Annotated in this window: 19 protein-coding genes; 6 read left to right on the plus strand and 13 right to left on the minus strand. The window is 73.9% G+C overall.

The window, feature by feature from the left end; all coding sequences use genetic code 11:
* Window positions 1-184: 184 nt before the first annotated feature.
* Window positions 185-1,216, minus strand: coding sequence for a 3-isopropylmalate dehydrogenase (locus tag ACW0Q9_RS06915; RefSeq protein ID WP_456179093.1), 1,032 nt, complete (start codon window positions 1,214-1,216; stop codon window positions 185-187).
* Between the two features lie 223 nt (window positions 1,217-1,439).
* On the opposite strand from ACW0Q9_RS06915, the gene ACW0Q9_RS06920 reads away from it, so the two are divergent.
* Both ACW0Q9_RS06920 and ACW0Q9_RS06925 read left to right on the plus strand, forming a co-directional pair.
* Window positions 1,440-2,312, plus strand: a complete 873-nt coding sequence (locus ACW0Q9_RS06920) for an FAD:protein FMN transferase (protein ID WP_456179094.1) — start codon at window positions 1,440-1,442, stop codon at window positions 2,310-2,312.
* 333 nt (window positions 2,313-2,645) lie between these two features.
* Window positions 2,646-3,002 (plus strand): hypothetical protein, encoded by a 357-nt coding sequence (locus ACW0Q9_RS06925; RefSeq protein WP_456179095.1) that lies wholly within the window; start codon window positions 2,646-2,648, stop codon window positions 3,000-3,002.
* Window positions 3,003-3,060: 58 nt separating this feature from the next.
* On the opposite strand, the gene serA is transcribed toward ACW0Q9_RS06925, so the two are convergent.
* Window positions 3,061-4,659, minus strand: a complete 1,599-nt coding sequence (gene serA, locus ACW0Q9_RS06930) for a phosphoglycerate dehydrogenase (RefSeq protein ID WP_456179096.1) — start codon at window positions 4,657-4,659, stop codon at window positions 3,061-3,063.
* A 268-nt stretch (window positions 4,660-4,927) separates the two neighbouring features.
* Here serA and ACW0Q9_RS06935 point away from each other — a divergent pair, with 268 nt between their 5' ends.
* On the plus strand, window positions 4,928-6,355 hold the full coding sequence (locus ACW0Q9_RS06935) for a hypothetical protein (RefSeq protein ID WP_456179097.1): 1,428 nt from the start codon (window positions 4,928-4,930) through the stop codon (window positions 6,353-6,355).
* Between the two features lie 70 nt (window positions 6,356-6,425).
* On the opposite strand, the gene ilvC is transcribed toward ACW0Q9_RS06935, so the two are convergent.
* The 4 genes from ilvC to ACW0Q9_RS06955 form a co-directional block, all read right to left on the minus strand.
* On the minus strand, window positions 6,426-7,439 hold the full coding sequence (gene ilvC, locus ACW0Q9_RS06940; protein WP_456179098.1) for a ketol-acid reductoisomerase: 1,014 nt from the start codon (window positions 7,437-7,439) through the stop codon (window positions 6,426-6,428).
* A 58-nt stretch (window positions 7,440-7,497) separates the two neighbouring features.
* On the minus strand, window positions 7,498-8,013 hold the full coding sequence (ilvN, locus tag ACW0Q9_RS06945; protein WP_046563652.1) for an acetolactate synthase small subunit: 516 nt from the start codon (window positions 8,011-8,013) through the stop codon (window positions 7,498-7,500).
* Between the two features lie 61 nt (window positions 8,014-8,074).
* Complete coding sequence (locus ACW0Q9_RS06950) at window positions 8,075-9,955, minus strand: acetolactate synthase large subunit (RefSeq protein WP_456179099.1); 1,881 nt, start codon at window positions 9,953-9,955, stop codon at window positions 8,075-8,077.
* A gap of 180 nt (window positions 9,956-10,135) precedes the next feature.
* Window positions 10,136-12,586, minus strand: coding sequence for a putative bifunctional diguanylate cyclase/phosphodiesterase (locus ACW0Q9_RS06955; protein WP_456179100.1), 2,451 nt, complete (start codon window positions 12,584-12,586; stop codon window positions 10,136-10,138).
* 111 nt (window positions 12,587-12,697) lie between these two features.
* Here ACW0Q9_RS06955 and ilvD point away from each other — a divergent pair, with 111 nt between their 5' ends.
* The gene (gene ilvD / locus ACW0Q9_RS06960) at window positions 12,698-14,545 is read left to right on the plus strand and encodes a dihydroxy-acid dehydratase (RefSeq protein ID WP_456179101.1); all 1,848 of its coding nucleotides are present in this window, start codon (window positions 12,698-12,700) and stop codon (window positions 14,543-14,545) included.
* Between the two features lie 42 nt (window positions 14,546-14,587).
* Complete coding sequence (locus ACW0Q9_RS06965) at window positions 14,588-15,310, plus strand: hypothetical protein (RefSeq protein WP_456179102.1); 723 nt, start codon at window positions 14,588-14,590, stop codon at window positions 15,308-15,310.
* Here ACW0Q9_RS06965 and ACW0Q9_RS06970 read toward each other — a convergent pair.
* The 6 genes from ACW0Q9_RS06970 to ACW0Q9_RS06995 form a co-directional block, all read right to left on the minus strand.
* A complete protein-coding gene (locus ACW0Q9_RS06970; protein WP_456179103.1) occupies window positions 15,307-17,037 on the minus strand; it encodes a SulP family inorganic anion transporter in 1,731 nt (576 codons plus the stop codon). The genes ACW0Q9_RS06965 and ACW0Q9_RS06970 overlap by 4 nt on opposite strands.
* Window positions 17,034-17,372, minus strand: coding sequence for an ArsR/SmtB family transcription factor (locus tag ACW0Q9_RS06975; RefSeq protein WP_154225085.1), 339 nt, complete (start codon window positions 17,370-17,372; stop codon window positions 17,034-17,036). Before ACW0Q9_RS06975 ends, ACW0Q9_RS06970 begins: the two co-directional genes overlap by 4 nt.
* Window positions 17,373-17,492: 120 nt before the next feature.
* A complete protein-coding gene (locus ACW0Q9_RS06980; RefSeq protein ID WP_456179104.1) occupies window positions 17,493-19,940 on the minus strand; it encodes a glycoside hydrolase family 2 protein in 2,448 nt (815 codons plus the stop codon).
* A complete protein-coding gene (locus ACW0Q9_RS06985; RefSeq protein WP_456179110.1) occupies window positions 19,937-20,779 on the minus strand; it encodes a carbohydrate ABC transporter permease in 843 nt (280 codons plus the stop codon). The genes ACW0Q9_RS06980 and ACW0Q9_RS06985 overlap by 4 nt, the downstream gene beginning before the upstream one ends.
* Window positions 20,780-20,873: 94 nt before the next feature.
* A complete protein-coding gene (locus ACW0Q9_RS06990) occupies window positions 20,874-21,887 on the minus strand; it encodes a carbohydrate ABC transporter permease (protein WP_456179105.1) in 1,014 nt (337 codons plus the stop codon).
* An 80-nt stretch (window positions 21,888-21,967) separates the two neighbouring features.
* Complete coding sequence (locus ACW0Q9_RS06995; protein ID WP_456179106.1) at window positions 21,968-23,251, minus strand: ABC transporter substrate-binding protein; 1,284 nt, start codon at window positions 23,249-23,251, stop codon at window positions 21,968-21,970.
* A gap of 355 nt (window positions 23,252-23,606) precedes the next feature.
* Between ACW0Q9_RS06995 and ACW0Q9_RS07000 the strand changes: the two genes are divergently transcribed.
* The gene (locus ACW0Q9_RS07000; RefSeq protein ID WP_456179107.1) at window positions 23,607-24,626 is read left to right on the plus strand and encodes a LacI family DNA-binding transcriptional regulator; all 1,020 of its coding nucleotides are present in this window, start codon (window positions 23,607-23,609) and stop codon (window positions 24,624-24,626) included.
* A 28-nt stretch (window positions 24,627-24,654) separates the two neighbouring features.
* Here ACW0Q9_RS07000 and ACW0Q9_RS07005 read toward each other — a convergent pair.
* Window positions 24,655-26,663 (minus strand): putative bifunctional diguanylate cyclase/phosphodiesterase (locus ACW0Q9_RS07005; protein ID WP_456179108.1); only part of this gene is annotated, 2,009 nt, incomplete at its 5' end.

The raw sequence follows: 26,663 nt of genomic DNA on the forward strand, positions 1-26,663 counted from the left end.
CCACGGCATGCGGGATCGCACGCCGGCGTCACTGGTGCCAGAAACTTACCCCGAACGGTCGTTCAGCGGATAGCTCCGCCCCGGCACTCGGCGCACGCCGGACGGACGGCCCGGCGACGACCGGAGCGGAGCGGGCCCGGGTACGGGTCTGGCGGCCCGGATCCGGGCCCACGTGACGGCCCGGTCAGGCTACGGCGTACCCGGCGAGCCGGTCGCCGACCTCCTCGGTGCGCAGCGGCGCGCCCGGCGTACGCCCGGCCAGCTCGGTGGCGACCGCGGCGGTGACCCGCGCGGCGGCGTCGGCGTGCCCGAGCTGGTCCAGCAGCAGCGCGGCGGAGAGCACCGCGGCGACCGGGTCGGCGACGCCCCGGCCGGCGATGTCCGGCGCGGAGCCGTGCACCGGCTCGAACATCGACGGGTAGCGCCCCTCCGGGTTGATGCAGCCGCTGGCCGCCAGCCCGATGCCACCGGTCACCGCGGCGGCGATGTCGGTGAGGATGTCGCCGAAGAGGTTGTCGGTGACCACCACGTCGTACCGCGACGGGTTGGTCACCAGGAACATCGCGGCGGCGTCGACGTGCTGGTACTCGGTGGTCACGTCGGGGTGCTCGGCGGCGACGGCCGCGAAGGCGCGGGCCCACAGCGAGCCGGCGTGCGTGAGCACGTTGGTCTTGTGCACCAGGGTGACCTTGCGCCGCTCCCGGCGGCGGGCCCGGGCGAACGCGTCGCGGATCACCCGCTCGACGCCGTGCCGGGTGTTCAGGCTCTCCTCGGTGGCCACCTCGGCCGGGGTGTCCCGGTGCAGCGAGCCGCCGGCGCCCGCGTAGAGGCCCTCGGTGCCCTCGCGGACCACCACCAGGTCCACCTCGCCGGGCTTGACGGCGGCCAGCGGGCCGGCGACACCGGGCCAGAGCCGGGAGGGGCGGAGGTTGACGTACTGGTCGAAGGCGAAGCGGAGCTTGAGCAGCAGGCCCCGCTCCAGCACGCCCGGCGGCACGGTGGGGTCGCCGACCGCGCCGAGCAGGATGGCGTCGTGTCCGGCCAGCTCGTCGAGGACCGAGTCGGGCAGCACCTCGCCGGTGCGGTGGTAGCGGGCCGCGCCGAGGTCGTACTCCGTGGCCTCGACCCCGGGGAGCACCGCGTCGATGACCTTGCGGGCCTGCTCGACCACCTCGGGTCCGATGCCGTCCCCGGCCACCACCGCGATGCGTGCCACCTGGCGCTCCTCACCTCGTCGTTCTGCGCAACCGTACGTCGCCGTCCCGGCTCCCGGTACGCGTCTTCCAGCATTCGGGAAACCCGGATGCACAGGAGTCTCCCAGGTGGCATTCATGGTGCGGTCATGTCCACTGCTTAGGGTCGGTGGCGACCGGGTCGACGGGGGCCCGCGACCGGCTTTCGCCGCGACGCTGCGGCGTGGCCAGCGAGGGAGCAGTGTGATGCGGATCGAGGATCAGCGGCGGGCCCGCTGGACGGACGAGCAGCCCCGCACCCGGTGGATCGACCAGTCCGCCTTCCGCCACCGCCGCCCCGACCTGCGGCTCGGCACCCGCAGCCACCGCCTGGAGCGGGCCGGCGCCGCCGGGGACCGGATCAGCGTCCGGCACACCGTCCGCACCTCCACCGCGGAATACTCGCTGCTGCTCAACGCGCCCGAGTGGCTCGGCCGCCGGGGCGTCGTGGACGCACTCCGGGACGCGGTCGCCGAGCTGCGGGCCATCGACCTCACCTACGGGCCGAACCAGCCGGACAGCCTGGTGTCGAAGCTGCGCCGGGGCGAGATCGGCCCCGAGTCGTACCCGCCGCTGGCCGACCTGGTGGACCGCTGCGCCGCGATGCGGGCGGCGACCGACGGGTGGTTCGACGCCTGGGCGGTGCCCGGCGGCTTCGACCCGGGCGGCCTGCTCGGCGGCTGGGCGGTGGAGCGGGCCGCGGCCCGGCTGCGCGCCGCGGGCGTGCACGACTACGCCGTGCTCGCCGGCGCCGACCTGACCGTCCGGGGCCACGCGGCGCACGGCGGCCCGTGGCGGGTCGCGGTGCACCACCCGACCGACGGGCACCGGGCGCCGCTGGTGCTGGAGATGACCGCCGGCGCGGTCGGCACCTCCGGGGTGACCGGGCGGCGCGGGCACGTGGTGGACCCGCACACCGGCGAGCCGGCCGACCAGCTGGTCGCCGCCACGGTGGTGGGCCCGGATCTCGCGGTGGCCGACGCCTACGCGACCGCCCTGTACGCCGCCGGTCCGGCCGGGCTGGCGTGGTTCCGCAACGGCTCGGACTACCGGGCGCTCTTCGCCGACCGTCAGCGCTGACCGGCAGGCACCGCCCCGCCTTCGCATCCGGGGCGTGAACCGCGATCGGCCCCCACAGTCTCGGCAACGACCGTGGGGGCCGGTCAGCGACGAGTGCGCGTGGCTCGCGCAATCGAGGGGTGCGGGCCGGTGAGGCGGACGGCCGACCGCGCCACCCGAAGACGGGCCGGAGTATCGACTCAGCCAGTGACCGCACGGGTACGCTAGCGAATCGACGCAACTCGACGCAAGAGTCTCCACAGCGGACCGTCGGGCGCCCTGTCGGTAATCAGCGAGTTAACCTGCGGCGGGGCAGGGGTGACGGCGCGCACCGGGGATGGCACGCTGTCCGCCGTGAGTTTCGATCTGAGCGTGTGGGCCCTGCCGGCCGGGGCCACGCCCGACGAGGTGCGGGCGGCGGTGCAGCGGTGCCGCGAGGGGTGGCACGGCGAGCAGTACCCCGACCCCCGTGTGGTCGCCTTCTACCGCGCCATCACGGCCAGCTATCCCGACCGCCCGGCGGGCCCGGGCACGCCCTGGGAGGTCACCCCGCTGCACGCGGCCGGTGACCACGTGGAGATGAACCTCTTCCCCACCTGCCCCGACCAGGTGCTGCTCGACATCGAGCGGCTGGCCGGCGAGCACGACCTGATGCTCTTCGACGCCCAGGACGGCTCGGTCTACCCGCCACCGGCGCGCGTCACGTCCTGAGCCGGACACGGCGAGGGGCCCGGCCGACCGGCCGGGCCCCCGATTCGTCGTGGCCGGACTACTCGTCCCGCAGGTCGGCCGCGCTGGCCGCCACCGCGCCGATCGAGTCGGCCGCCGAGGTGAGCAGGTCCGCGCCGAGCGCCTGGTCGACGGTGAGCGTCATCAGCGTCTCACCACCCGCCTCGCGGCGGGCCACCTGCATGGCGGCGATGTTCACGCCGGCCTCGCCGAGCAGCGTGCCGACGGTGCCGACCACGCCCGGCCGGTCGACGTAGCGCAGGAAGACCAGGATGCCCTCGGCGCCGATCTCGACGTCGAAACCGTCCACCTCGGTCAGCTTGAGCACGTCCCGGGTGCCGGTGTGGGTCACCGTGCCGGAGACGCTGACCGTCCGGCCGTCCGGCAGCGCGCCGCGGACGGTCACCAGGTTCGGGTGGTCGACGGTCTCGGCCTGGGTGGCGAGGGTGACCTCGACGCCGCGCTCGGCGGCCAGGTGCGGCGCGTTGACGTAGGTGACCTGCTCCTCCACCACCGAGCTGAACAGCCCCTTGGTGGCGGCGAGCTTGAGCACCGACACGTCGTTGGTGACGATCTCGCCGCGCACCTCGACGGTGACGCTGGCGGCCACCCCGCCGGCCACGGCCGTGAAGGCCCGGCCCAGCTTCTCGGCCAGCGGCAGCAGCGGCCGCACGTCCTCGGCGACCACGCCGCCGGCCTGCACGTTCACCGCGTCCGGCACGAACTCGCCCTGGAGCGCCAGCTTGACGCTCTTCGCCACGGCCAGGCCGGCCTTGTCCTGCGCCTCGGCGGTGGAGGCGCCCAGGTGCGGGGTGGCCACCACGTTGTCGAAGGCGAACAGCGGCGAGGAGGTGCACGGCTCCTTGGCGTAGACGTCGACGCCGGCGCCGGCGACCCGGCCCTCGGCGATCGCGTTCGCGAGCGCCTGCTCGTCGACCAGGCCACCCCGGGCGGCGTTGACGATCCGGACGCCCGGCTTGACGATCGCCAGCTCCTTCTCGCCGATCAGGCCGACCGTCTCCGGGGTCTTGGGCAGGTGGATCGAGATGAAGTCGCTCTCCCGGAGCAGCTCGTCCAGGCCGACCAGCCGGACGCCGAGCTGCGCGGCGCGGGCCGGCTGGATGTACGGGTCGTACGCGATCAGGCGGGTGCCGAAGGCGGCGATGCGCTGCGCGAAGAGCACACCGATGCGGCCGAGGCCGACCACGCCGACGGTCTTGCCCTGGAGCTCCACGCCGGTGTACTTCGACCGCTTCCACTCCCCGGCCTTCAGCGCGGCACTGGCGCTGGCGGTGTTGCGGGCCACGGCGAGCAGCAGCGCGACGGCCTGCTCGGCGGCGGAGACGATGTTGGAGGTCGGAGCGTTGACGACCATGACACCCCGCGCGGTGGCGGCGGGCACCTCGACGTTGTCCAGCCCGACGCCGGCCCGGGCGACCACCTTCAGCCGCGGGGCCGCCGCGATCGCCTCGGCGTCGATCTGGGTGGCGCTGCGTACGATCACCGCGTCGGCCTCGGAGAGCGCGGAGAGCAGGGCCGGGCGGTCGGTGCCGTCCACGTGACGCACGTCGAAGTCGTGCGCGAGCACCTCGATGGCGGCGGGAGCGAGTTCTTCGGCGATCAGTACGACAGGATTCATCGGTCCTCGTAGACGCTCGGTTTTGTGGTCGGCCTGGGGCGTCGGGACGCCTCGCTGCGCCCTGCGCCGATCCGTGCCATGGCCGTCGGGTGCCGGCTGGAGCACCACACCAAGGATGGTAGGGGGCCGTCCCCCCTCCGGGTCGCGGACCGCGGGGTGAGCGCCCTCACACAGGCTGGTCGCGCGCCCGTCATCCCCCGTTCACCCGGGGCCGGCTGGCGTGACCCCGGTACAACGGGAGCCAGCAGCCGCACGGGAGGGAGCGTCGATGTCGCTCGTGGTCCGGATCGCGCTGCTCCGCCCGCTGGCCCGGCGCCGGCCGCTGCGGTGGGGCCCGCGGCTGGCCGAGGCGTTGGTCACCCGGTCCCAACTGGTGAGCGGCCTGCCCGGCGGGACGGCCCGCCGCGCGGCCGCCGCCGAGGAGGCCGTGGCGCTGTGCCGCCGGCTGGTGGCGGACCGCCCGGACCGGCACCGGGTGGACCTGGCCCGCGCGCTGGTGGCCCGGGTCGGTGTCCCCGACGCGCAGCCCATGGCCGAGGCGGTCGACCAGCTCCGGGAGGCGATCGGGTACGTCGAGGACCCGCCCGACCGGGCGGCCCTGGTGGTGCTCGCCGCCGCCCGAGGACTGCTGGCCAGCAACCGGTACGTGCTCGGGGAGGTGCGGGCCGCGCTCATCCTGGCGCTGCGCGCCCGGGCCACCTGGGACGCCGCCACCCCGCTGAGTGCCGACGAACGGATGCGGCGGGCCGGAACCCTGCTGGTCATCGGCGACTGCCAGGCAACGCTGGGCCGGCCGGAGGAGGCGCTCGCCGTCCGGCGGGAGGTGTGGGACGCGTACCGTGCCCAGTCCTCCTACCGGCGGCTGCGGTGGGCCGCTGTCGGGGTGAGCGCGGCGAACGACGTCGCGCGCAGCCTGTCGGCGACCGGCCGCGCCCAGGAAGCCCTGACCCGGCTCGACGGCTCCCGCGAGGACCGGGAGTTCCTGCGCCTCGCGCAGCCGCCCCGTGGACGAGGGCTCACGGTCGAGGCGCTGCTGGTCGAGGCGGAGTGCCGGGCCGAGTTGGGCGAGCCGGAAGCAGCGTTGCGGGCCGCCGCGGCGGCGGTCGACCAGTTGCGCCCACTGGTCGACGCCGTCCCCCACGCGCGGCGCGGGCACCTGGCCGGTGCGCTGCGCGTGCACGGACAGTTGCTGCTCCGGTACGACCGGCGGGCCGAGGGCGTCGACCGGCTCGCCGAGGCGGTCGAGCTGGCCCGGGACGCCGACGACGGCGAGCTGGCCCGTTCCCTGACCCGGCTCGCCGCCGCCCGGGTCGTGGACCGGCGGTGGGACGCCGTCGAGTCACCGTTGGACGAGCTGCTGACCGTCTGCCGCCGCCGGGCCGACGACCTGCCGGAGGTGTTCCAACCACTGCTGGTCCAGGCGCTGCTCCTGGTCCTGGCAATGACCGCGGTCGACGCGCCGCCAGGGGACCGGGAGTCCGGCGCGCCGCCGCGCGAGCGTGTCGCCGGGCTGGACGGGGTGACCGCCGGGCGGGAGGCGGTGGAGCTGGCCCGCGCGCTGGCCACGGCCGACCCGCGACACCGCGCACTGCTGGAGCGGTCCCTGCGCGACCTGGCCCGCACCCTCGCGGCGCGGGGCCGTACCGACGAGGCGGGCACCCTCGCCGCCGAGGCGGAGACCCTGGCCTCGGAATGACGGCGGCCCGCCGCCCGACGCCGGGGAGAGCGTCGGGCCGCGGGCCGCGTCGGAGCTGCCCGACCCGGGGTCAGGCGGTCTCGGTGATGGGCCGGTCGACCCAGCTCATCATGGCGCGCAGCTTCTGCCCGGTCTCCTCGATCGGGTGCGCCGCGCCCTCGGCCCGCCACTTGGCGAAGTTCGGCCGGCCGGCCTCGTCCTCGGCCACCCACTCGCGGGCGAACTCACCCGACTGGATCTCGCCGAGGATCTTGCGCATCTCCTCCTTGACCCGGGAGTCGATGACCCGGGGGCCGCGGGAGAGGTCGCCGTACTCGGCGGTGTCCGAGATGCTGTAGCGCATCCGGGCGATGCCGCCCTCGTACATGAGGTCGACGATGAGCTTCAGCTCGTGCAGGCACTCGAAGTAGGCCACCTCGGGGGCGTAGCCGGCCTCGGTGAGCACCTCGAAGCCGGTCTGCACCAGCGCCGCGGCGCCGCCGCAGAGCACCGCCTGCTCGCCGAAGAGGTCGGTCTCGGTCTCCTCGGTGAAGGTGGTCCGGATGGCGCCGGCCCGGGTGCCGCCGATCGCCTTGGCGTACGCCAGGGCCAGGCCGAAGGCGTTGCCGCTGGCGTCCTGCTCGACCGCGACCAGGCAGGGCACGCCCTTGCCGTCGACGTACTGGCGGCGGACCAGGTGGCCGGGGCCCTTCGGGGCGACCATCGCCACGTCCACGTCGGCCGGGGGCTTGATGAGGCCGTACCGGATGTTGAAGCCGTGGCCGAAGAAGATGGCCTTGCCGGCGGCGAGATTGGGGGCGATCGCGTCGGCGTAGAGGCCGCGCTGGGCGGTGTCCGGCGCCAGGATCATGATCACGTCGGCCTCGGCCGCCGCCTCGGCCGGCGTGAGCACCCGCAGGCCCTGCTCCTCGGCCTTCGGCCGGCTCTTCGAGCCGGCGGGCAGGCCGATCACCACGTCGACGCCGGAGTCGCGCAGCGACAGCGCGTGGGCGTGGCCCTGGCTGCCGTACCCGATCACGGCGACCTTGCGGCCCTGGATCAGGCCCAGGTCGGCGTCGTCGTCGTAGTACACCTCAACGCTCATTGACTTCCCTTTCGTACGGCGGTGCCCGTCGGCCCGTCGAAAATCTGGTGGGTGCGAATCAGGCGGCGCGCAGCGCCGGGCCGGCGGTGATGGAGCGGGAGCCACGCCCGATGGCCACCGTGCCGGACTGGACCATCTCCTTGATGCCGAACGGCTCCAGGTCACGCAGCAGCGCGTCGAGCTTGTCCGGGGTGCCGGTGGCCTCGATTGTCAGCGTGTCCGGCGCGACGTCGACCACCCGGGCGCGGAACAGGGCGACGGTCTCCAGCACCTGGCCCCGGGCGTTGCGGTCCGCGCGGACCTTGACCAGCAGCAGCTCCCGGGCCACCGAGACCTGCGGGTCCAGCTCGACGATCTTGAGCACGTTGACCAGCTTGTTGAGCTGCTTGGTCACCTGCTCCAGGGGCGACGACTCGGCGTTGACCACGATGGTGATGCGGGAGACGTCGGGGTTCTCGGTCTCCCCCACGGCGAGGCTGTCGATGTTGAACCCGCGCCGGGAGAACAGCCCGGACACCCGGGCCAGGACACCCGGCTTGTTCTCCACCAGCACGGACAGGGTGTGCATGGTCATGGCTGCGCCTTCCTCGTCATGCCCTCATGGCCCTCGCTGCGCTCGGTGCACTCCGTCATGACTACAGCTCGTCCTCGTCGAAGGCGGGGCGGACGCCCCGGGCGAACATGATCTCGTCGTTGCTGGTGCCGGCGGCGACCATCGGCCACACCATGGCGTCCTTGCCGACCACGAAGTCGATGACCACCGGGGCGTCGGTGATCGCCATGGCCGCCTCGATGGTCTTGTCCACGTCGGCGGCGTTCTCGCAGCGGAGGCCGACGCAGCCGAGCGCCTCAGCGAGCTTCACGAAATCCGGGATGCGGTGCTTGTGGGTGCCCAGCTCGGTGTTGGAGTAGCGCTCCCCGTAGAACAGGGTCTGCCACTGCCGGACCATGCCCAGGTTGCCGTTGTTGATCACAGCGACCTTGATCGGGATGCCCTCCAGGGCGCAGGTGGCCAGCTCCTGGTTGGTCATCTGGAAGCAGCCGTCGCCGTCCACCGCCCAGACCGTGGTGTCCGGCTTGCCGACCTTGGCGCCCATGGCCGCCGGGACGGCGTAGCCCATGGTGCCGAGGCCGCCGGAGTTGAGCCAGGTGTACGGCTTCTCGTACGAGATGAACTGGCTGGCCCACATCTGGTGCTGGCCGACGCCCGCCACGTAGACGGTGTCCGGGCCGGCGATCTCGCCCAGCCGCTTGATCACGTACTGCGGGGAGAGCGTCCCGTCGGCCGGCTCCTCGTAGCCCAGCGGGTAGCGCCCGCGCAGGTCGTCGAGCTGGTTCCACCAGTCCGCGAGGTCGGCGGCCGGCCGGGCCGCCTGCTCGGCGGTGACGGCCGCGATCAGCTCGTCGATGACGTGCCGGGCGTCGCCCACGATCGGGACGTCGGCGTGCCGGTTCTTCCCGATCTCGGCCGGGTCGATGTCGGCGTGCACCACGGTGGCGTCCGGCGCGAACGAGTCCAGCTTGCCGGTGACCCGGTCGTCGAAGCGGGCGCCCAGCGCCACGATCAGGTCGGACTTCTGCAGGCCGTAGACCGCGGCGACGGTGCCGTGCATGCCGGGCATGCCCAGGTGCTGCCGGTGCGAGTCGGGGAACGCGCCGAGCGCCATCAGCGTGGTGACCACCGGGATGCCGGTCAGCTCGGCCAGCCGGCGCAGCCCTTCGGTGGCGCCGGCCTTGAGCACGCCGCCGCCGACGTAGAGCACCGGGCGGCGGGCGCTGGTCATCAGCCGGGCCGCCTCGCGGATCTGCTTGCCGTGCGGGTGCAGGGTGGGCCGGTAGCCGGGCAGGTCCAGGGTGGGCGGCCAGGTGAAGGTGGTCTGCGCCTGGAGGACGTCCTTGGGGATGTCGACCAGGACCGGGCCGGGCCGGCCGGTCGAGGCCAGGTGGAACGCCTCGGCGAGCACCTGCGGGATCTCCTCGGCCGTCTGCACCAGGAAGTTGTGCTTGGTGATCGGCAGGGTGATGCCCTGGATGTCCGCCTCCTGGAAGGCGTCCGTGCCGATCGACGGGCGGGCGACCTGGCCGGTGATCGCCACCATCGGCACCGAGTCCATGTACGCGTCGGCGATCGGCGTGACCAGGTTGGTCGCCCCGGGGCCGGAGGTGGCCATGCAGACGCCGACCTTGCCGGTGGCCTGGGCGTAGCCGGTGGCGGCGTGCCCGGCGCCCTGCTCGTGCCGGACCAGGATGTGCCGGACGGTCGAGTCGTAGAGCGGGTCGTACGCCGGCAGGATCGCCCCGCCCGGGATGCCGAAGACGACGTCGACGCCGAGCGCCTCGAGCGACCGCACCAGCGAGCCGGCGCCGGAGACCTGAGCGGGCTGCCGTACCGCCGGGGCGGCCTGGGAAGCACCGGTGCGGGGAGCGGGGGCGTTGTCGGCGTCGGCGGCCGGCTCGGTGGCCGGGCGGGCTCGCCGGACGGAGTGGGCGAGAGTCTCTGGCGTGGGTCTCGTCATGGCGGTTCAGGCCTTCGGCTGGAGTGGGTGATGCGCTTCTCAGGATGGAACGCGGGCGTCCCGGCAATGGTCCGACGGCAACAAAAACGGCCCACGTGCAGATGCACGGGGCCAGCGCACTCTCGTTCGGGAGAGTGCGCTCAGGTAAGTACTCGCAGCGACCGGTTCGACGACATGCGGTCAAGCCTGACGCATCTCACGCGATGAGTCAACTGATCCCACATTTTGGTTCACGGACGTGGGCGTGTCGCCTCCCGGACCGCCCTCCACGGCCGGCGCGACCTGCGAAGATCCCTCGTTCGAGGTGCGCGGCGCGGGTATCTGCGCGGGCGGATTCGACCGCAGCCGGGGCAGCAGCGGCGACGGCCCGGTCCGCACCTGGGCGGCCGGCGGCGCGGGCGGGACCGAGGTGGGGCGGTTGCCGGGCGAGGTGGCCGCCTCCAGCATCGCCTCCAGGTGCTCGGCGGGCACGCCCCAGCCGAAGGCCGCGCCCTGCCCGAACCGGCAGCCGGCGGCCACCACGGCGGCCAGCTCGGCGGGGGTGGTGACGCCCTCGGCGATCACCTCCAGGCCGAGCTGGTGCCCGAGGCGCATGACGATGTCGACCATCGGGGCGAACGCCGGGCCGTCCCGGCCGACCGGCCGGACCGGCTCGTGCTCGGCGACCAGGCTGTGGTCGATCTTGAGGATGTCGATCGGGAGCCGGCGGAGCTGCCCCAGCGAGGAGTAGCCGGCGCCGAAGTCGTCCAGCGCGATCCGCACCCCGGTGAGGCGCAGCGCGGTGAGCCGCCGGATCAGCTCGTCCAGGTCGGTGGCGACGGCGTGCTCGGTGACCTCCAGCACCAGCCGCTGCGGCGGCACGTGGTGGGCGCGCAGCGCGTCGGCGACCTGGACCACGTACTCCGGGGCGTGCAGCTCGCGGGGCGAGACGTTCACCGACACCCAGACGTCGTGCCCGTCGGCCAGCCAGCGGGAGAGCTGGTAGCAGGCCTGGTGCAGCACCCAGGCGCCGAGCTTGGAGATCATCCCGCACTCCTCGGCGAGCGGGATGAACTCGTCCGGCCGGACGTTGCCCAGCTCCGGGTGGTGCCAGCGGAGCAGCGCCTCGGCACCGACCGGGCGGACCGAGGGCAGCGAGGCCACCGGCTGGAAGGCCAGCCGCAGCTCGTCGCGCTCGATCGCGCCGCGCAGCTCGTGCTCCAGCATGGTGCGCCGGCGCAGCAGCTGGTCGTAGCTGGCGTCGTAGCGCTCGATCCGGTTCTTGCCCCGCTGCTTGGCGTAGCGCAGCGCCAGGTCGGCGTTGCGCAGCAGCAGCTCGACGTCGGTCTCCCCGCAGCCGCCGGCCACCCCGATGCTGACCGAGAGGAAGACCGGCCCGTCGGCCTCCTCGTAGGGGCGGCCGAGCACCCCGAGCAGCCGCTCGGCGACCGGCCCCGGATCGGTCGTGCCGTGCATGAGCACCGCGAACTCGTCGCCGCCGAGCCGGGCGGCCAGGTCGCCCGGGCGCAGGTTGCCGCGCAGCCGCCGGCCCACCTCGGCCAGCACCGCGTCGCCGACGTCGTGCCCGCGCATGTCGTTGACGTTCTTGAAGCCGTCCAGGTCCAGCCCGAGCAGCACGCAGGGGACGCCGGCCTCGGCGCAGCGGTGCAGCGCCCGCAGCAGGCCCCGCCGGTTGGCCAGGCCGGTGAGCGGGTCGGTGTGCGCCAGCTCGCGGAAGTGCGCCTCGCGCTCGGCCAGCCGGCCGGCGTAGCCGCGGACGTCGTTGAGGGCCAGGTACTGCCGGGCCACCAGGGCGAAGCCCTCGACGCTCCCCGCCGCGATGCCGAACACGTCGAACCGGCCGCCCTGCAGCAGGTGGTACATGGCGGAGGCGGCCATCGCGAACATCGGCACGAAGGCGTACTCGCCGTCGCGGCGGATCAGGTCGACGTCGACCTGCGGCAGGTCGACCCGGTGCGCGGCCAGGGCGGTGGCCAGCAGGCCGGCGGCGATCACCGCGGCGCCGGCGAACGCCAGGCCCGCGCCGGCCTGGCAGAGCCCGGCCGCCAGGCCCAGGCCACCGCAGGTCACCCCGGTCGCGCCCGCGCCGAGCAGGACCAGCCGGCCGCGCGGCGGGGCCGCCCGCAACACCATGATCAGGGTCAGCCCGGCGGTGAGCGCCGCGCTGACCGTGGCCAGCAGGATCGGTGCGCAGAGGGCCGGGGTGGCGTCGCCCAGCAGCCGGGTCGGCGGGCTGAACACCGCCCAGCCGACGAACCAGAGCGCGCCCGCCATGATCAGGCCGTCCAGCAGCAGCCGCGCGGTGGCCGCCCGGGCCGCGGCGGTGCCGGGCAGCCGGAGCAGCACGACGCCGAGGCCGAGGCCGGCGAGCGTGGTGCCGACCGAGACGAGGGTGGCCCAGCCGGTCCGCTGCCCCTGCCGGTGCGCCCAGTGGTCGCCCGCGGCCAGCGTGCCGGCCAGCCCGAGGAGCAGGCTGAGCAGGGCGACCCCGGCGGCGGCTGCGAGCAGCACGTGGGCCCGCCGGTGCGGCCCGCCCCGGCGGCGCGCCGACGCGGCGAGCAGGGCGGCGGCGCCGGCCGCGGCGAGCCCGCTCAGCACCGCGACGGTGACCATGCCCGGGGACGACTGCACGACCTCAACTGTGCCGGATCGGCGCCCCCCGTGGGGCACCGGGTGTGCAACTGTTGGGACACGGCGCGCGCGGCCGGGGGCCGCCGGGTCGACGGTGTCAGACTGGTAGGCATGCCTGAGCTGCGGTCGAGGACCTCCACCCACGGTCGGACGATGGCCGGCGCCCGGGCCCTGTGGCGGGCCACCGGGATGACCGACGACGACTTCGGCAAGCCGATCGTCGCCATCGCCAACAGTTTCACCCAGTTCGTCCCCGGCCACGTACACCTCAAGGACCTCGGCGGCCTTGTCGCCGACGCGGTGGCCGAGGCCGGCGGTGTGGGCCGGGAGTTCAACACCATCGCGGTGGACGACGGCATCGCCATGGGTCACGGCGGCATGCTCTACTCGCTGCCCAGCCGGGAGCTGATCGCCGACGCGGTGGAATACATGGTCAACGCGCACTGCGCGGACGCCCTGGTCTGCATCTCCAACTGCGACAAGATCACCCCGGGCATGCTGCTCGCCGCGCTGCGGCTCAACATCCCGACCGTCTTCGTCTCCGGCGGCCCGATGGAGGCCGGTAAGACGGTGGCGATCGAGGGCGTGGTCCACTCCAAGATCGACCTGATCGACGCCATGATCGCCTCGTCGAACGAGGCGGTCACCGAGGAGCAGCTCGGCGAGATCGAGCGCTCCGCCTGCCCGACCTGCGGCTCCTGCTCCGGCATGTTCACGGCCAACTCGATGAACTGCCTCACCGAGGCCATCGGCCTGGCGCTGCCCGGCAACGGCTCGACGCTGGCCACCCACGCCGCCCGCCGGTCGCTCTTCGTCGAGGCCGGCCGCACCGCCGTGGAGATCGCCAAGCGCTGGTACGACGCCGACGACGCCTCGGTGCTGCCCCGCGCCATCGCCAACCGCAGCGCCTTCGAGAACGCGGTCGCCCTGGACGTGGCGATGGGCGGCTCGACCAACACGATCCTGCACCTGCTCGCCGCCGCCCGGGAGGCGGAGCTGGACTTCTCCGTCGCCGACATCGACGCCATCTCGCGCCGGGTGCCCTGCCTGGCCAAGGTCGCGCCGAACTCGCCGCAGTACCACATGGAGGACGTGCACCGGGCCGGCGGCATCCCGGCCATCCTCGGCGAGCTGGACCGGGCGGGGCTGCTGCACCGGGACGTGCACGCGGTCCATTCCCCCTCGCTCGCCCAGTGGCTGACCGACTGGGACGTTCGGGGCGGGTCGCCGAGGCCGGAGGCGGTCGAGCTGTTCCACGCCGCCCCGGGCGGGGTGCGCACCACCGAGCCGTTCTCCACCACCAACCGCTGGTCGTCCCTGGACACCGACGCGGCCGGCGGCTGCGTCCGCGACCGGGAGCACGCGTACAGCGCGGACGGCGGGCTGGCCATCCTGCACGGCAACCTGGCGCCGGACGGCTGCGTCGTGAAGACCGCCGGGGTGCCCGAGGAGTGCCTGACCTTCCGCGGGCCGGCCAAGGTCTACGAGTCGCAGGACGACGCGGTCACGGCGATCCTCGCCAAGGAGGTCGTCGCCGGGGACGTGGTGGTGATCCGGTACGAGGGCCCGAAGGGCGGCCCCGGTATGCAGGAGATGCTCTACCCCACCTCGTTCCTCAAGGGCCGCGGGCTGGGCCGCTCCTGCGCGCTGCTCACCGACGGCCGGTTCTCCGGCGGCACCTCCGGCCTGTCCATCGGGCACGTCTCCCCGGAGGCGGCCTCGGGCGGGCTCATCGCGCTGGTGCGGGAGGGCGACGAGATCGTCATCGACATCCCGGCCCGCTCGATCCGCCTCGACGTGCCCGACGACGTGCTCCAGGCGCGCCGGGTGGCGGAGGAGAAGCGGGACCGCCCGTACACCCCGGCCGACCGGGTCCGACCGGTGTCCGCGGCGCTGCGCGCGTACGCCTCGATGGCCACCTCGGCCAGCGACGGCGCGTACCGGCGGGTGCCGGAGTAGCCGCCCCCACGGCGCGGCCCGGCACCGGTAGGGTCCGCCGTCGTGGATGCGACCGTGAGCTACGCGCGACTGATCCGACCGGCCGTCGACCGGGTGTACGTGGGCGCCCGCTGGGCCGCCCGGGCCCGGATGGAGAAGTTCTACGCCGAGCGCGGCGTGGACCTCGGCTACGAGAACAGCTTCTTCTCCGGGGTGCTGGCCCGGCCCATGTCCGCCGAGGCGCTCGCCGACGGCCTGGCCTACACCGACGGCGACATGAGCCGGGAGCTGGCCCAGGGCGTGACCACGGTGGACGCCGAGGGCACCTGGCACCTCACCGAGCTGGGCCGGGAGCTGGCCCGCTACGCGCAGCGGGCCACCGCCGAGGCCGCCGAGGAGCTGTGGTCGGCCATGCCGGGAATGCTGCCCGGCCTGAGCATCGTGCCCCGGCTGGCCGACCTGGTGGGCCGGGTGTTGGCGCACGGGCAGGCCACCGGCGGCCCGGCGTTCCACGCCATGTCCCCGCCGTACGAGCCGGAGGACGCCTCGCCGGCGCTGCTGCTGGTCACCCGGCTCGGCTCGCTGCGCCACCACCGCGCCGACGCGCACCGGGCGGCGTGGCGGGCGGCCGGGCTGACCGCCGACGGGATCCGGGCGCTGCCGGACGGGCCGGAACGCGCGGCCATCGAGGCGGAGACCGACCGGCGCGACGAGCCCGCGTACGCGGTCCTCAGCGACGCCGAGAAGTGGGAGCTGCTGGCCGGCCTCGCCGCCCTGCCGGGCTAGTCGCCCAGCGCGATGGTGCGGGCGTGGCGGATGGCGGTCGGGGTGTCCGGGAAGATCAGTCCCTCCCGGCGCAGCTCCGCCGCCACGCCCAACGTGCTGAGCACCTGGTCGTGGCCCGGCGTGATGCCGGAGAGCAGCACGGCGATCCCCCGCCCGCGCAGCCGGTCGACGGCGTCGCCGAGCACCTGCGCGCCGGTGGCGTCGACGGTGGACACCCGGGACATCCGCAGGATGACCACCCGGACGTCGGCCACCTCGGCCAGCTCCAGCAGGAAGGTGTGCGCGGCGGCGAAGAAGAGCGGCCCGTCCAACCGGTAGGCGACGATGTGCTCGCCCAGCAGCGCGTGCTCCTCGGCGCTGTGCTCGCCGGGGTCGAGGGGCACCTGTTCCAGCCGGGCGCTGCGGGCCACCGCGCGCAGCGCGAGCACGACGGCCACGGCCAGCCCGACCGCCACCGCGGTGACCAGGTCCCAGATCACCGTGACCGCGAAGGTGAGCACCAGCACCACGGCGTCGGCCCGGGTGGCCCGGAGCAGCGCCCGCAGCGACCCGGCCTCCACCATCCGTACGGTGGTGGCGAGCAGCACCCCGGCCAGCGCGGCGAGCGGAATGCGGCCGACGAGCGGGGCGGCGGCCAGCACGATGGCGGCGAGGGCGACGGCGTGGGTGAGCGCGGCGAGCTTCGACGAGGCGCCGGCGCGCACGTTGACCGCGGTGCGGGCGATGGCGGCGGTGGCCGGGATGCCGCCGAAGACCGGGGCGGCCAGGTTGGCCAGGCCCTGGCCGAACAGTTCCCGGTCCGGGTCGTGCCGTTCGCCGACGGTCATCCCGTCCGCCACGGTCGCCGAGAGCAGGCTCTCCAGGGCGGCGAGCGCGGCCACCGCGAGCGCGCTGGGCAGCAGCACGCCGAGCGCTCCGGGGTCGAGGAAGTCCAGCGAGGGGGCGGGCAGCTCCTGCGGCAGGGCGCCGATGCGGACCAGGTCGATCGGGGCCAGTTCGGCGAGGAGCGTGGCGGCGGCCACCCCGAGCAGCGAGAACGGCAGGCCGGGCCGCAATCGGGCACCGAGCAGCATCAGCGCGGCCACCCCGAGTGCCACGGCGACGGCCACCGGCCGCGGGTGGGCGGCGAACCGGGCGACCGCGTCGGCGGCCACCGCCCAGACCTTCTCGCCGTGCGCGTCGGTGACGCCGAGCGCCGCCGGCACCTGTTGCAGGGCGATGACCACGGCGATGCCGGCGGTGAAGCCCTCGATCACCGGGGTCGGCAGGTAGCGGACGTAGCGGCCGAGGCGGGCCAGGGCGAGGGCGAGGAGGATCAGGCCGGCCAGCGCGCCGACCATCAGCACGCCCTGGGCGCCGAAGCGCTGCACCACCGGCACGAGCACCACGGTCATCGCGCCGGTGGGGCCGGATACCTGCAGGTTGGAGCCGCCGAAGATCGCGGCGACGGCCCCGGCGACCACGGCGGTGACCAGCCCGGCCTGCGCGCCGAGCCCGGAGGTGACGCCGAAGGCGAGCGCGAGGGGCAGTGCCACCACGGCCACGGTGAGCCCGGCGAGCAGGTCGCGGCGGGGCGAGCGGCGTACCGCCGCCCAGTCGGACCGGGCCGGCAGCAGCCCGGACAGCCGGGTCCGGAGCAGGCGGCCGGCCCGCCGCGGGCCGCCGCCGGGGATGCCGCGCCGGGACGGGCCGTCGATTGCGGAGGGGGCCGGGGCCGCCGCGTTCACCGCTCCCCTTCCCCGGCGCGCAGCTCGTCGAGGAGGGCGTCCCGGTCGGTGAGGACCGCGCCGAGGATCCGCCGGCCGGCGGCGAGCAGGTCGGCCACGTCGGGTGTGCTGAGCGAGTACACGACCAGCGGGCCGTCCCGGTGCGAGGTGACCATGCCGGCCCGCCGCAGGACGGCGAGCTGCTGGGAGAGGTTGGACGGCTCGACGTCGATGGCGGCGAGCAGGTCGCGGACCGGCTTCGGCCCGTCCTGGAGCAGTTCGAGCACCCGGATCCGGACCGGATGCCCGAGGGTGCGGAACAGCTCCGCCTTGGCCTGGTACAGCGGCACCGACATGGCGACTCCTCCCCGAGAACCCTGAAGACTTTAGCACTTGCGAAAATCTTCAACTCGATGCCGAGATCCTGGAGAGTTGCCGTCCGCCCCGAACGGCAACTCTCCAGGATCCAGGAACGGTTACCGGGTGAGGTCGTTGACGCAGCGCAGCACCGGACGGCGGGTGAGGGCCGCCGGGTCGAGCGCGGCGTCGGCGTGCACCGTGAAGGTGGCCGACTCCCCCGGCAGCAGGGTGACGAGCGCCTGGTCGACCTCCGCCGACGGGTGCAGCCGATCCGGGAAGAGCGTCAGGTCGCGCAGCACCGTCCGCGCGGTCACCCGGACCCGCTGGGCGTCGCCCGCCGGCTCGACCGTCGCGTCCAGCTCCGCCGCCGGCCACTCGACCTCCCGGTCGGTGGCGAAGAACCACAGAGCCCGCTCCGCGGTCTCCCCGGCCTCCGCGACGAGCAGCTCCCGCCGGACCTCGTCCGGCCGCGCCAGCTCCGCCGGCAGCGCCAGCACCACCGAGGAGTACGCGGGGACGTCGAGGTCCACCGAGGTCTTCGCCCTCGGCTCCCCGGTGAGGGTGAGCCGGGTGACCGTGGCCGCCGCGTGCCACGCCTCGCCGGTCTCGTTGACCGCCACCAGCGCCAGCCCGCCGTCCCGTGGCTGCACGGTGAGCAGCCGGTCGGCGTAGGCGCGGCGGAGCGCGTACCAGAGGGGTTTGCGCCGGCCGTCGCCGTCCACTGCCGACCAGGAGGTGACCGGCCAGCAGTCGTTGAGCTGCCAGACGATGGTGCCCATGCAGACCGGCCGGTGCGAGCGGAAGTGCTCGACGCCGAGCTGGATGGCCCGGGCCTGGTTGAGCTGGGTGAGGTAGTGCCAGTCGTCGAAGTCGGCGGGCGCCGGCAGGTGGGCGTCGAGGCCACGCTGGAGCTTGAGGTCCCCGTCGATCGCCTTCTGGTGGTGCGCCATCCCGGGCGAGTCGTGGGCCAGCGGCGCGTCGGACAGGGCCCGGCGCAGGGTCGCGTACGCCGGGGGCGCCTGGTAGCCGAACTCGGCGACGAAGCGGGGCACGTACTCCCGGTACTTCGTGTAGTCGTCGGTGTTCCACACGTCCCAGATGTGGGTGGTGCCGTGCGCCGGGTCGTTCGGGTGCACGTCCTCACTGCCCGACCAGGGGCTGCCCGGCCAGTACGGCCGGGTCGGATCGAGCTCGGCGACGATCGCGGGCAGCAGGTCCAGGTAGTAACCGCGCCCCCAGGTGCGGCCGGCGAGGGCGTCCTGCCAGTCCCAGTCGTGCCAGCCCCAGATGTTCTCGTTGTTGCCGGTCCAGAGCACCAGCGAGGGGTGGCCGGCGAGTCGGGTGACCTGCTCCCGCGCCTCCGCCTCGACCTCGGTGCGGAACGGCTCCTCCTCGGGGTAGGCGGCGCAGGCGAACAGGAAGTCCTGCTGTACGAGCAGGCCGAGTTCGTCGGCCAGCTCGTAGAAGTCCGCCGACTCGTAGCGGCCGCCGCCCCAGACCCGCAGCAGGTTGACGTTCGCGCCGACCGCCTGCGCGAACCGCTCGGCCAGCCGGGCCCGGGTGACCCGGTTCGGGAAGGCGTCGTCGGGGATCCAGTTGACCCCCTTGACGAAGACCGGCACCCCGTTGACGTGCAGGGTGAACGCTGAGCCGTGCGCGTCGGGGGCGGTGTCCAGGTGGACCGAGCGGAAGCCGATCCGGCGGGACCAGCCGTCCAGCGGCCGGCCGTCGGCGGCGCGGAGGGTCACGTCGAGGTCGTGCAGGGGCTGGTCGCCGTACCCGACGGGCCACCAGAGCGCGGGGTCGCGGACGGTGAGGGTCGCCACGGCGCGGCGCTCCCCGGCCGGGATGGTGACCTCGACGGCGGCGCCGGCCACGGTGGCGCGCACGGTGAGCGGGTCGTCGGCGGCCCGCTCGACCTCGACGTGCAGCTCCACCCGGCCGGTGTCCCCCTCGACGGTGACGAGCGGCCGGACGGTCGCCAGCCGGGCGGTGGACCAGGCGTGCAGCCCGATCTCCTGCCAGATGCCGGCGGTGACCACGGTCGGTCCCCAGTCCCAGCCGAAGTTGCAGGCGGTCTTGCGGATGAAGTGGAACGGCTCGGGGTAGGCGTTCGGCCGGTCGACGAGCCGGTCCCGGTGCGCCTCGGCGTAGCGGTACGGCGAGTCGAAGCGCACGGTGAGCGTGTTGGCCCCCGGCCGGAGCAGCGGGCCGGCGGCGAACCGGTAGCCGCGATGCTGGTTCTCGGTGCGGCCCACCTCGGTGCCGTTGAGGGTGACCGTGGCGACCGTGTCCAGGCCGGCGCAGACCAGGTCGACCCGCTCCTCGGCGCCGGGCCGCCAGTCGAAGGTGGTCTCGTAGACCCAGTCGGTCCGGCCGATCCAGCCCAGGCGGTACTCGTTGTCGTCGAGGTACGGGTCCGGGATGAGGCCGGCCGCCAGCAGGTCGGTGTGCACGCAGCCGGGCACGGTCGCCGGCACCGCCGCCCCGGCGACCTCCGGCGGCACCTGCGGACCGGGCACGGCCCGCAGCGTCCAACCCTCGTGCAGCGTCTGACGGCTCACGACTTCACCGCGCCTTCCATGATTCCGCGGACGATCTGTCGTCCACCGATGAACAGCATGACCAGCAGGGGCACGGTGGCGATGAACGCGCCGGCCAGCACCCGCCGGTAGATCACATAGTTTCCGCTGGCCAGGTCGGAAACCGCCACCATCGAGGTCGGGAAGTCGGTGCCGCTCAGCGTGATGAGCGGCCACTGGAAGTCGTTCCAGGTGGCCACGAAGGTGAGCAGCCCGAGCACGGCCAGGGCGGGGCGGATCGCCGGCAGCACGATCGTGGCGTACACCCGCATGGTGGTGGCGCCGTCCATCCGGGCCGACTCGACCAGCTCGTCGGGGACGGTGTTGACGATGAACTGCCGCATGTAGAACACGCCGAACGCGGTGACCAGCCCCGGGGCGATCACCGCGAGCAGGGTGCCGTTCCAGCCGAGCTTGCCCATCACGATGTAGAGCGCCACGATGCCGAGCTGGTTGGGCACGGTCAGGGTGAGCACCACGAAGAGCATGAGGGCGTTGCTGCCCTTGAACCGCAGCTTGGCGAAGGCGAACCCGGCCAGCGAGCAGAAGAAGAGCACGGAGGCGGTCACCACGGTCGAGACGATGACGCTGTTGACCAGCGAGGCGGCGAAGTAGACGTCCTGGAGGGAGAAGACCTCGTCGACGTTGGTCATGAACTGCCCGCCCGGGACGATCGCCGGCGGCAGCTTCGCGAGGGCCTCGTCGCCGCTGGTCGCGATGACGAACATCCAGTAGAGCGGGAACGCGGCGAACAGCATGGTCAGCGCGAGGAACAGGTAGGTCCAGAGCCCCGCCGGGGTCTCCTGCGGGGCCCGGGCCATCAGCCGCGGCTTCCGGCGCGGGGGTGCGACGGTCGTCACTGCGCCCTCCTTCCGATCGCGACTGCGGTACTCCGCTGCGCTGCGTTCCTCGCGCTCACCGACGACCTCCGGACAGTCGGTTCGTCACCACGTAGTTCACGCCGGCGACGATCAGGATGATCAGGAACAGGGCCCAGGACATGGCCGCGGCGTAGCCGAGGTTGAGGTCCTTCCAGCCGACCTTGTAGATGAGCTGGGCGATGGTCTGCCACTCGCCGTTCGGCCCGCCGGTGGCGGCCTGGGCGTTCGGGTCGAAGAGCATCGGTTCGGTGAAGAGCTGGAGGCCACCGATGGTGGAGAGGATCACGGTGAAGAGCACCACCGGCTGGATCATCGGCACGGTGATCCGCCAGAGCTGCTTCCACGGCCCGGCGCCGTCGATCGCCGCCGCCTCGTAGACGTCGCGCGGGATGGACTGCATGGCGGCCAGGTAGAGCAGCGCGTTGTAGCCGATCCACTTCCAGTTGACCATCGTGGCGATGGCGATCCAGGAGTGCAGCTTGTCGGCCCGCCAGTCGATCGGGTCGTCCGGCCCGCCGAGGCCGAACAGGCCGAGCACCCAGTTGGCCATGCCGAAGTCGCGGGAGAAGAAGACGCTGAAAACCATGGTCGAGGCGACGATCGGGGTCACGTACGGCAGCAGCACCCCCACGCGCCACCAGGTCTGCGCCCGCAGCCTGCGGTTGAGCAGGGACGCGACCACGAGCGCGAGCAGCAGTTGGGGCACCGAGGAGAGCAGGAAGATGCCGAAGGTGTTGTAGAGGGCGTTCCAGAAGTCCTCGTCGCCGAAGAGCCGGCTGAAGTTCTCCCAGCCCGCCCAGTAGGGCAGCGTCGGGTCGTCGAGCCGGTAGTTGCGCAGCGAGACCACGGCGTTGAACAGCAGCGGGAAGAGCCCGAACACGATGAAGAGCAGGAAGAACGGCGCGATCATCAGGTACGGCATGTACCGCATGTCGAAGCGGTACAGCCGGTTGCGCCAGGTCAGCCGCCGGTCGTCGCCCCCGGAGCGGCCGCGTTCCGGCGCGGCTCCGCGGCTCGACCGTGCGGGGGCGGCACGGGTGGTGGACATCGGATCACTCCAGGGCCGAGGTGGGTGACGGGTGAGGTGGTGACGGGACGGACCGCGCCCGCCCCGTCACCGGTGTCCGGTCAGGACTTGGCGGCCTTGTCGGCCTCCTTGACCGCCTCGCCCCAGGCGGCGTCCGGCTTCAGGCTCTTGTTCTCGACCCGCCGGATCACGTTCTCCACGGCGACCCGGGTCGGGCCGTTCTTCCTGCCCAGGTACTGCGGGGTGAGGCCCTGCGCCATCCTGGGAAAGATCTGGCCGACCGGGGCGTTGTTGAAGAACGGGTTCTTGAAGTCGGCGATCGCCGGGTCGGCGTAGAGCGCCGGCTGCGAGGGCAGGTTGCCGACCTTCTTGAAGATCTCGATCTGCTGCTCGGGCGCGACCAGCCACTCCAGCAGCTGGTACGCCTCGTCCACGTGCTTGCCCTGCTTGGGGATGGTCAGGAACGAGCCGCCCCAGTTGCCGCCGCCACCGGGCACCGCGGCGATGTCCCACTTGCCCTGGGTGCCGGGGGCGGTGTCCTTGATGTGGCCGAGCATCCACGCCGGGCAGGCGAGCACGGCGAAGGCGCCACTGGTGAAGCCCTTGTCCCAGTCGGCCTGGAAGCTGACCAGGTTGGCCGAGAGCCCGGCCTGGACGGCCTTGACGGTGTAGTCGAAGGCGACCTTCGGGCCGCCGTCCATCCGGAGCTGCTCCTGGTCGTCGTAGAAGCCGACCTGCTGCTGGCCGAGGATCGGGTTGAACAGGTTGGTGCCGGCGTCGATGAACTTCTTGTTCGTCTTCGCGGTGTACTGCTGGCCGACCTCGATGAACTTGTCCCAGTTGGGCCAGAGGGCGGAGACCTGGTCCCGCTCGGTGGGCAGGCCGGCGGCCTTGAACAGGTCGGTCCGGTAGCACATGGCCAGGCCGCCGACGTCGGTGCCGAGGCCGATCTGGGTATTGCCGTCGGCGGAGAGGGACTGCTTCCACTTCCAGGGCAGGTACTTGCTCTCGTAGGAGCCGGCGCCCTTGTCCAGCAGGTTGACGAACTTGTCGGACTGGCTGCGGAACTGGACCATGAAGCCCTCGTCGATCGCCGCGATGTCCGGCGCGCCGTTGCCGGCGACGAGCTTCTTCTGCAGGTCCTCGTGCTGCGCGTTGTACTCGCCGGAGTTCAGCTGGATCTTGATGTTCGGGTGCTCGGCCTCGTACTTCGCCTTGAGGTCCTGGAGACCGAAGTCGCCCCAGAAGTTGATCTTCAGCGTGATCTGACCGTCGGCGGCGTCGGAGCCGCCGGTGGTGCTCTTGCCGCTGCAGGCGGCGACCATGACCAGGCTGACGGCACCCACGGTGGCCGCCCGGGCCCAGTGCGTCCAGGACCGTCTCATGTCATCCTCCGTGCATGGTGGGAACGCTCCCGACATCGAGAGACGTTGACTGAACCGGATAAGTGAGCACACCGTACGGGGCACCCCCTGGACTGTCAACGGCCGGTTAACAGCGACCCTGAACGGCAATCGCCGTGATTCTCTGGGAGCGCGATCATGCGTGGTTGAGCGCTCTCCGCGGCACGAACAGGAGGCGGCGGCCGATACCGGCGGGTGGATCAGGCCGTACGCTTAACCGCGCAAGTGAAGGGCCGCGCCGATCGCGCGGCGGCCCCGTTGCAGTACCGTGACAGCCGCCGGTCACCCCGGCGGTCGAGGTGGCCCGCGAGGGCCGGACGAGTGGAGGAGCGCGCCGGTGAAGCGGCCGACCATCGCCGATGTCGCCCGGCGGGCCGGGGTCTCCAAGGGCGCCGTGTCGTACGCGCTGAACGGGCAGCCCGGCGTGTCCGAGGCGACCCGCCAGCGGATCCTGGCGATCGCCGCCGAGATCGGGTTCAGCCCGAGCAGCGCCGCCCGGGCGCTCTCCGGCGCCACCGCCAAGGCGGTCGGCCTGGCCCTGTGCCGGCCCGCCCGGATACTGGGCATCGAGCCCTTCTTCATGGAGCTGATCAGCGGCGTGGAGGCGGAGCTGTCGGCCCGCTCCTACGCGCTGACCCTCCAGGTGGTGACCGACCAGGAGGCGGAGATCGCGGTCTACCGCCGCTGGTGGGCCGAACGCCGGGTCGACGGGGTGTTCGTCTGCGACCTGCGCACCGACGACCGGCGGGTGCCGGCGCTGGAGGAGCTGCAACTGCCCGCCGTGGTGATCGGCGGCCCCGGGCACACCGGCAGCCTGGCCAGCGTCTGGTCGGACGACGCGGCGGCCCTGGTCGAGACGGTGGAGTACCTGGTCGCCCTCGGGCACCGGCGGATCGCCCGGGTCGGCGGGCTCCCCTCGCTGCTGCACACCGAGATCCGCACCGACGCGTTCGCCGAGGTGTGCGGCCGGCTCGGGCTGGACGAGGCCACCACCGTCTGGTCCGACTACACCGGCGAGGAGGGGGCGCGGGCCACCCGCCGGCTGCTCAGCTCCGCCGGCCGGCCCACCGCGGTGATCTACGACAACGACGTGATGGCGATCGCCGGGCTCTCCGTGGCCCAGGAGATGGGGCTGGCCGTCCCCGGCGACCTGTCCATCGTCGCCTGGGACGACTCCCCGCTCTGCCAGCTCGTGCACCCGCCGCTGACCGCCCTGGGCCGGGACATCCCCGCGTACGGGGCGCACGCCGCGCGGCAGCTCCTGGCCGTGATCGCGGGCGAGCCGGTGACCGGCATCCAGGACGAGACCGCCCGGCTGACACCGCGCGGCAGCACCGCGCCGCCGCGGGGCCGATGAACCGGTTCAGCATCCTGGGGCGACCGGGTCAGCGGGGCGTCGAGGGGAACTCCTCGAACCACGCCTCGACCCGCTCGGCAGGGGCCGGCCGGGCCAGCGCGAACCCCTGCCCGTAGCGGCAGCCGGCCCGGCGCGCCCCGGCCACCTGGGCGTCGGACTCCAGCCCCTCGACCACCACCTCCAGCCCGAGCCGGTCGCCCAGGTTGGCCACCACGTCGATCAGCGGGCGCTGCCCGTCCGGGCCCGGCCCGACCAGGTGCGGGCCCACCTTGAGCAGGTCGATCGGGAGCCGGCGGAGCTGGGCCAGCGAGGCGTGCTCGGCGCGGAAGTCGTCCAGCGCGGTGCGGACACCGAGCGAGCGGAGCCCGGCGAGCCGGGCCACCACTGTGGACAGCTCGGCCGCCACCGCCGGCTCGGCCACCTCCATGACCAGGCGTTCCGGCGGCACGTCGTACGCGGCCAGGGCGGTCGCCGTGCGGGCCACGAAGTCGGGCGCGGCCAGCTCCCGGGGCGTCACGTTGACCGCCATCCACAGCTCCCGACCCCCCTCCGACCAGTCGGCGAGCTGCCGGCAGGCCCGGTCCAGCACCCACCGCCCGACCTCGCCGAGCAGGTCGAGGTCAGCCGCCACGGGCAGCAGTTCATCGGGCAGCACGGTGCCCAGTGCGGGACTGCGCCAGCGCAGCAGCGCCTCGGTGCCCACCGGCAGCCGGTCGGCCAGCGCCAGCACCGGCTGGTAGACCAGGTCCAGCTCGCCCCGGGCCACCGCGCCGGGCAGCTCCCGCTCCAGGTCCAGCCGGCGGACCAGCTGTTCCTCCAGGTAGGCGTCGTACCACTCGACCCGGTCGCGGCCCAACTGCACCGCCCGCCGCCGGGCCAGGTCGGCCTGGCGCAGCACGTCCTCCGGCTCGCCGCCGGTGGTCTCGGCCAGCCCCACGCTGGTCCGGATCCTCGTCGCCCCGCCGGGCCGGGGACACGGCTCGGCGAGCGCGGCCAGCAGCCGGGTGCCCAGCGCGTACGCGAGCACCGGCCCGAGGTCGGTGAGCACGGCGAACTCGGTGTCGGTGAGCCGGGCGACCAGATCCTGCGGGCCGGCGCCGGACCGGAGCCGGCGGACCACCTCGGCGAGCACGGGCCCGTCCAGCACCGCCGCCTCGTCGGCGCCGTGCAGGTCGAGCACGAGCAGGGCCCCGCCGCTGCGCCGGCCGAGGGCGTGCACCAGCTCGGCCCGGTCGACCGGCGGGGCGTCGGCCGGCGGGCGGTCGTCGTCGTCCCCGGCCAGGTGCCGCAGCCGCGCCTCGCTGGCGGCCAGCCGCTCGGCCCGGCGCCGCTGGTCGGCGGCGGCGAGCACCTCCCGGACCACCATCGGCGGGATGACGGACAGCCCCAGGGCGATCGCCGGGGCGGTGAACTGCCCCACCGTCCACAGGTGGTGCCCGGCGGCCAGCGCCGCGATGCCGGCCGGCGCGGTGAGACCGGGCCAGGCGGCCGGAGCCGCGCCGGTCCGGGGCCGTTCCCCGGCGGCGGTACGCCGGGCGCCGGCCGCGGTGAGCAGCGCGCCGGCCAGCAGCGGTGGCGCCACGGCCAGCACGGCCCGGTCCGGGGCGGGGTAGGCGAGCAGCACCACGAGCAGGGCCAGCCCACCGAGCGTGGCCGCCGCGCCGGCGTGGCAGCGGGCGGCGCCCGGCCGCCGGCGCCGCTCGGCGAGCGCGGCCACCGACAGGACGGCCAGCACCAGGGCACCGCCGACGCTGGCCGCCCGCGCGGCCGGCGGCACCGGGCCGGACGGCAGCAGCACCCAACCGGCGAAGACCAGGCTGACGCCGAGGCCGACCACGTCGACGCCGCGGCGCAGCCGCTCCCGGCCGGAGAGTCGGGAGCGGCCGGGCAGCCGGAGCAGCGCCACGGCGTACAGCGGGACGGTGATCGCCAGCCCGGCCAGCGCGACCGGCAGCCGGAGCCCGGGTTCGCTCAGCGGCAGCACCGCGACGGTGAGCCCGGCGGCCAGCACGGCGGCGTCGAGGAGCCCGGCGACCC

Source organism: Micromonospora sp. I033 (assembly GCF_053890995.1).

Coding starts and splice junctions, on each gene's coding strand:
- ACW0Q9_RS06920 (WP_456179094.1), top strand. CDS start 1,440: ATGCGGATCGAGGATCAGCGGCGGGCCCGCTGGACGGACGAGCAGCCC.
- serA (WP_456179096.1), bottom strand. CDS start 4,659: ATGAATCCTGTCGTACTGATCGCCGAAGAACTCGCTCCCGCCGCCATC.
- ACW0Q9_RS06935 (WP_456179097.1), top strand. CDS start 4,928: ATGTCGCTCGTGGTCCGGATCGCGCTGCTCCGCCCGCTGGCCCGGCGC.
- ilvC (WP_456179098.1), bottom strand. CDS start 7,439: ATGAGCGTTGAGGTGTACTACGACGACGACGCCGACCTGGGCCTGATC.
- ilvN (WP_046563652.1), bottom strand. CDS start 8,013: ATGACCATGCACACCCTGTCCGTGCTGGTGGAGAACAAGCCGGGTGTC.
- ACW0Q9_RS06950 (WP_456179099.1), bottom strand. CDS start 9,955: ATGACGAGACCCACGCCAGAGACTCTCGCCCACTCCGTCCGGCGAGCC.
- ilvD (WP_456179101.1), top strand. CDS start 12,698: ATGCCTGAGCTGCGGTCGAGGACCTCCACCCACGGTCGGACGATGGCC.
- ACW0Q9_RS06975 (WP_154225085.1), bottom strand. CDS start 17,372: ATGTCGGTGCCGCTGTACCAGGCCAAGGCGGAGCTGTTCCGCACCCTC.
- ACW0Q9_RS06985 (WP_456179110.1), bottom strand. CDS start 20,779: ATGGCCCGGGCCCCGCAGGAGACCCCGGCGGGGCTCTGGACCTACCTG.
- ACW0Q9_RS06990 (WP_456179105.1), bottom strand. CDS start 21,887: ATGTCCACCACCCGTGCCGCCCCCGCACGGTCGAGCCGCGGAGCCGCG.
- ACW0Q9_RS06995 (WP_456179106.1), bottom strand. CDS start 23,251: ATGAGACGGTCCTGGACGCACTGGGCCCGGGCGGCCACCGTGGGTGCC.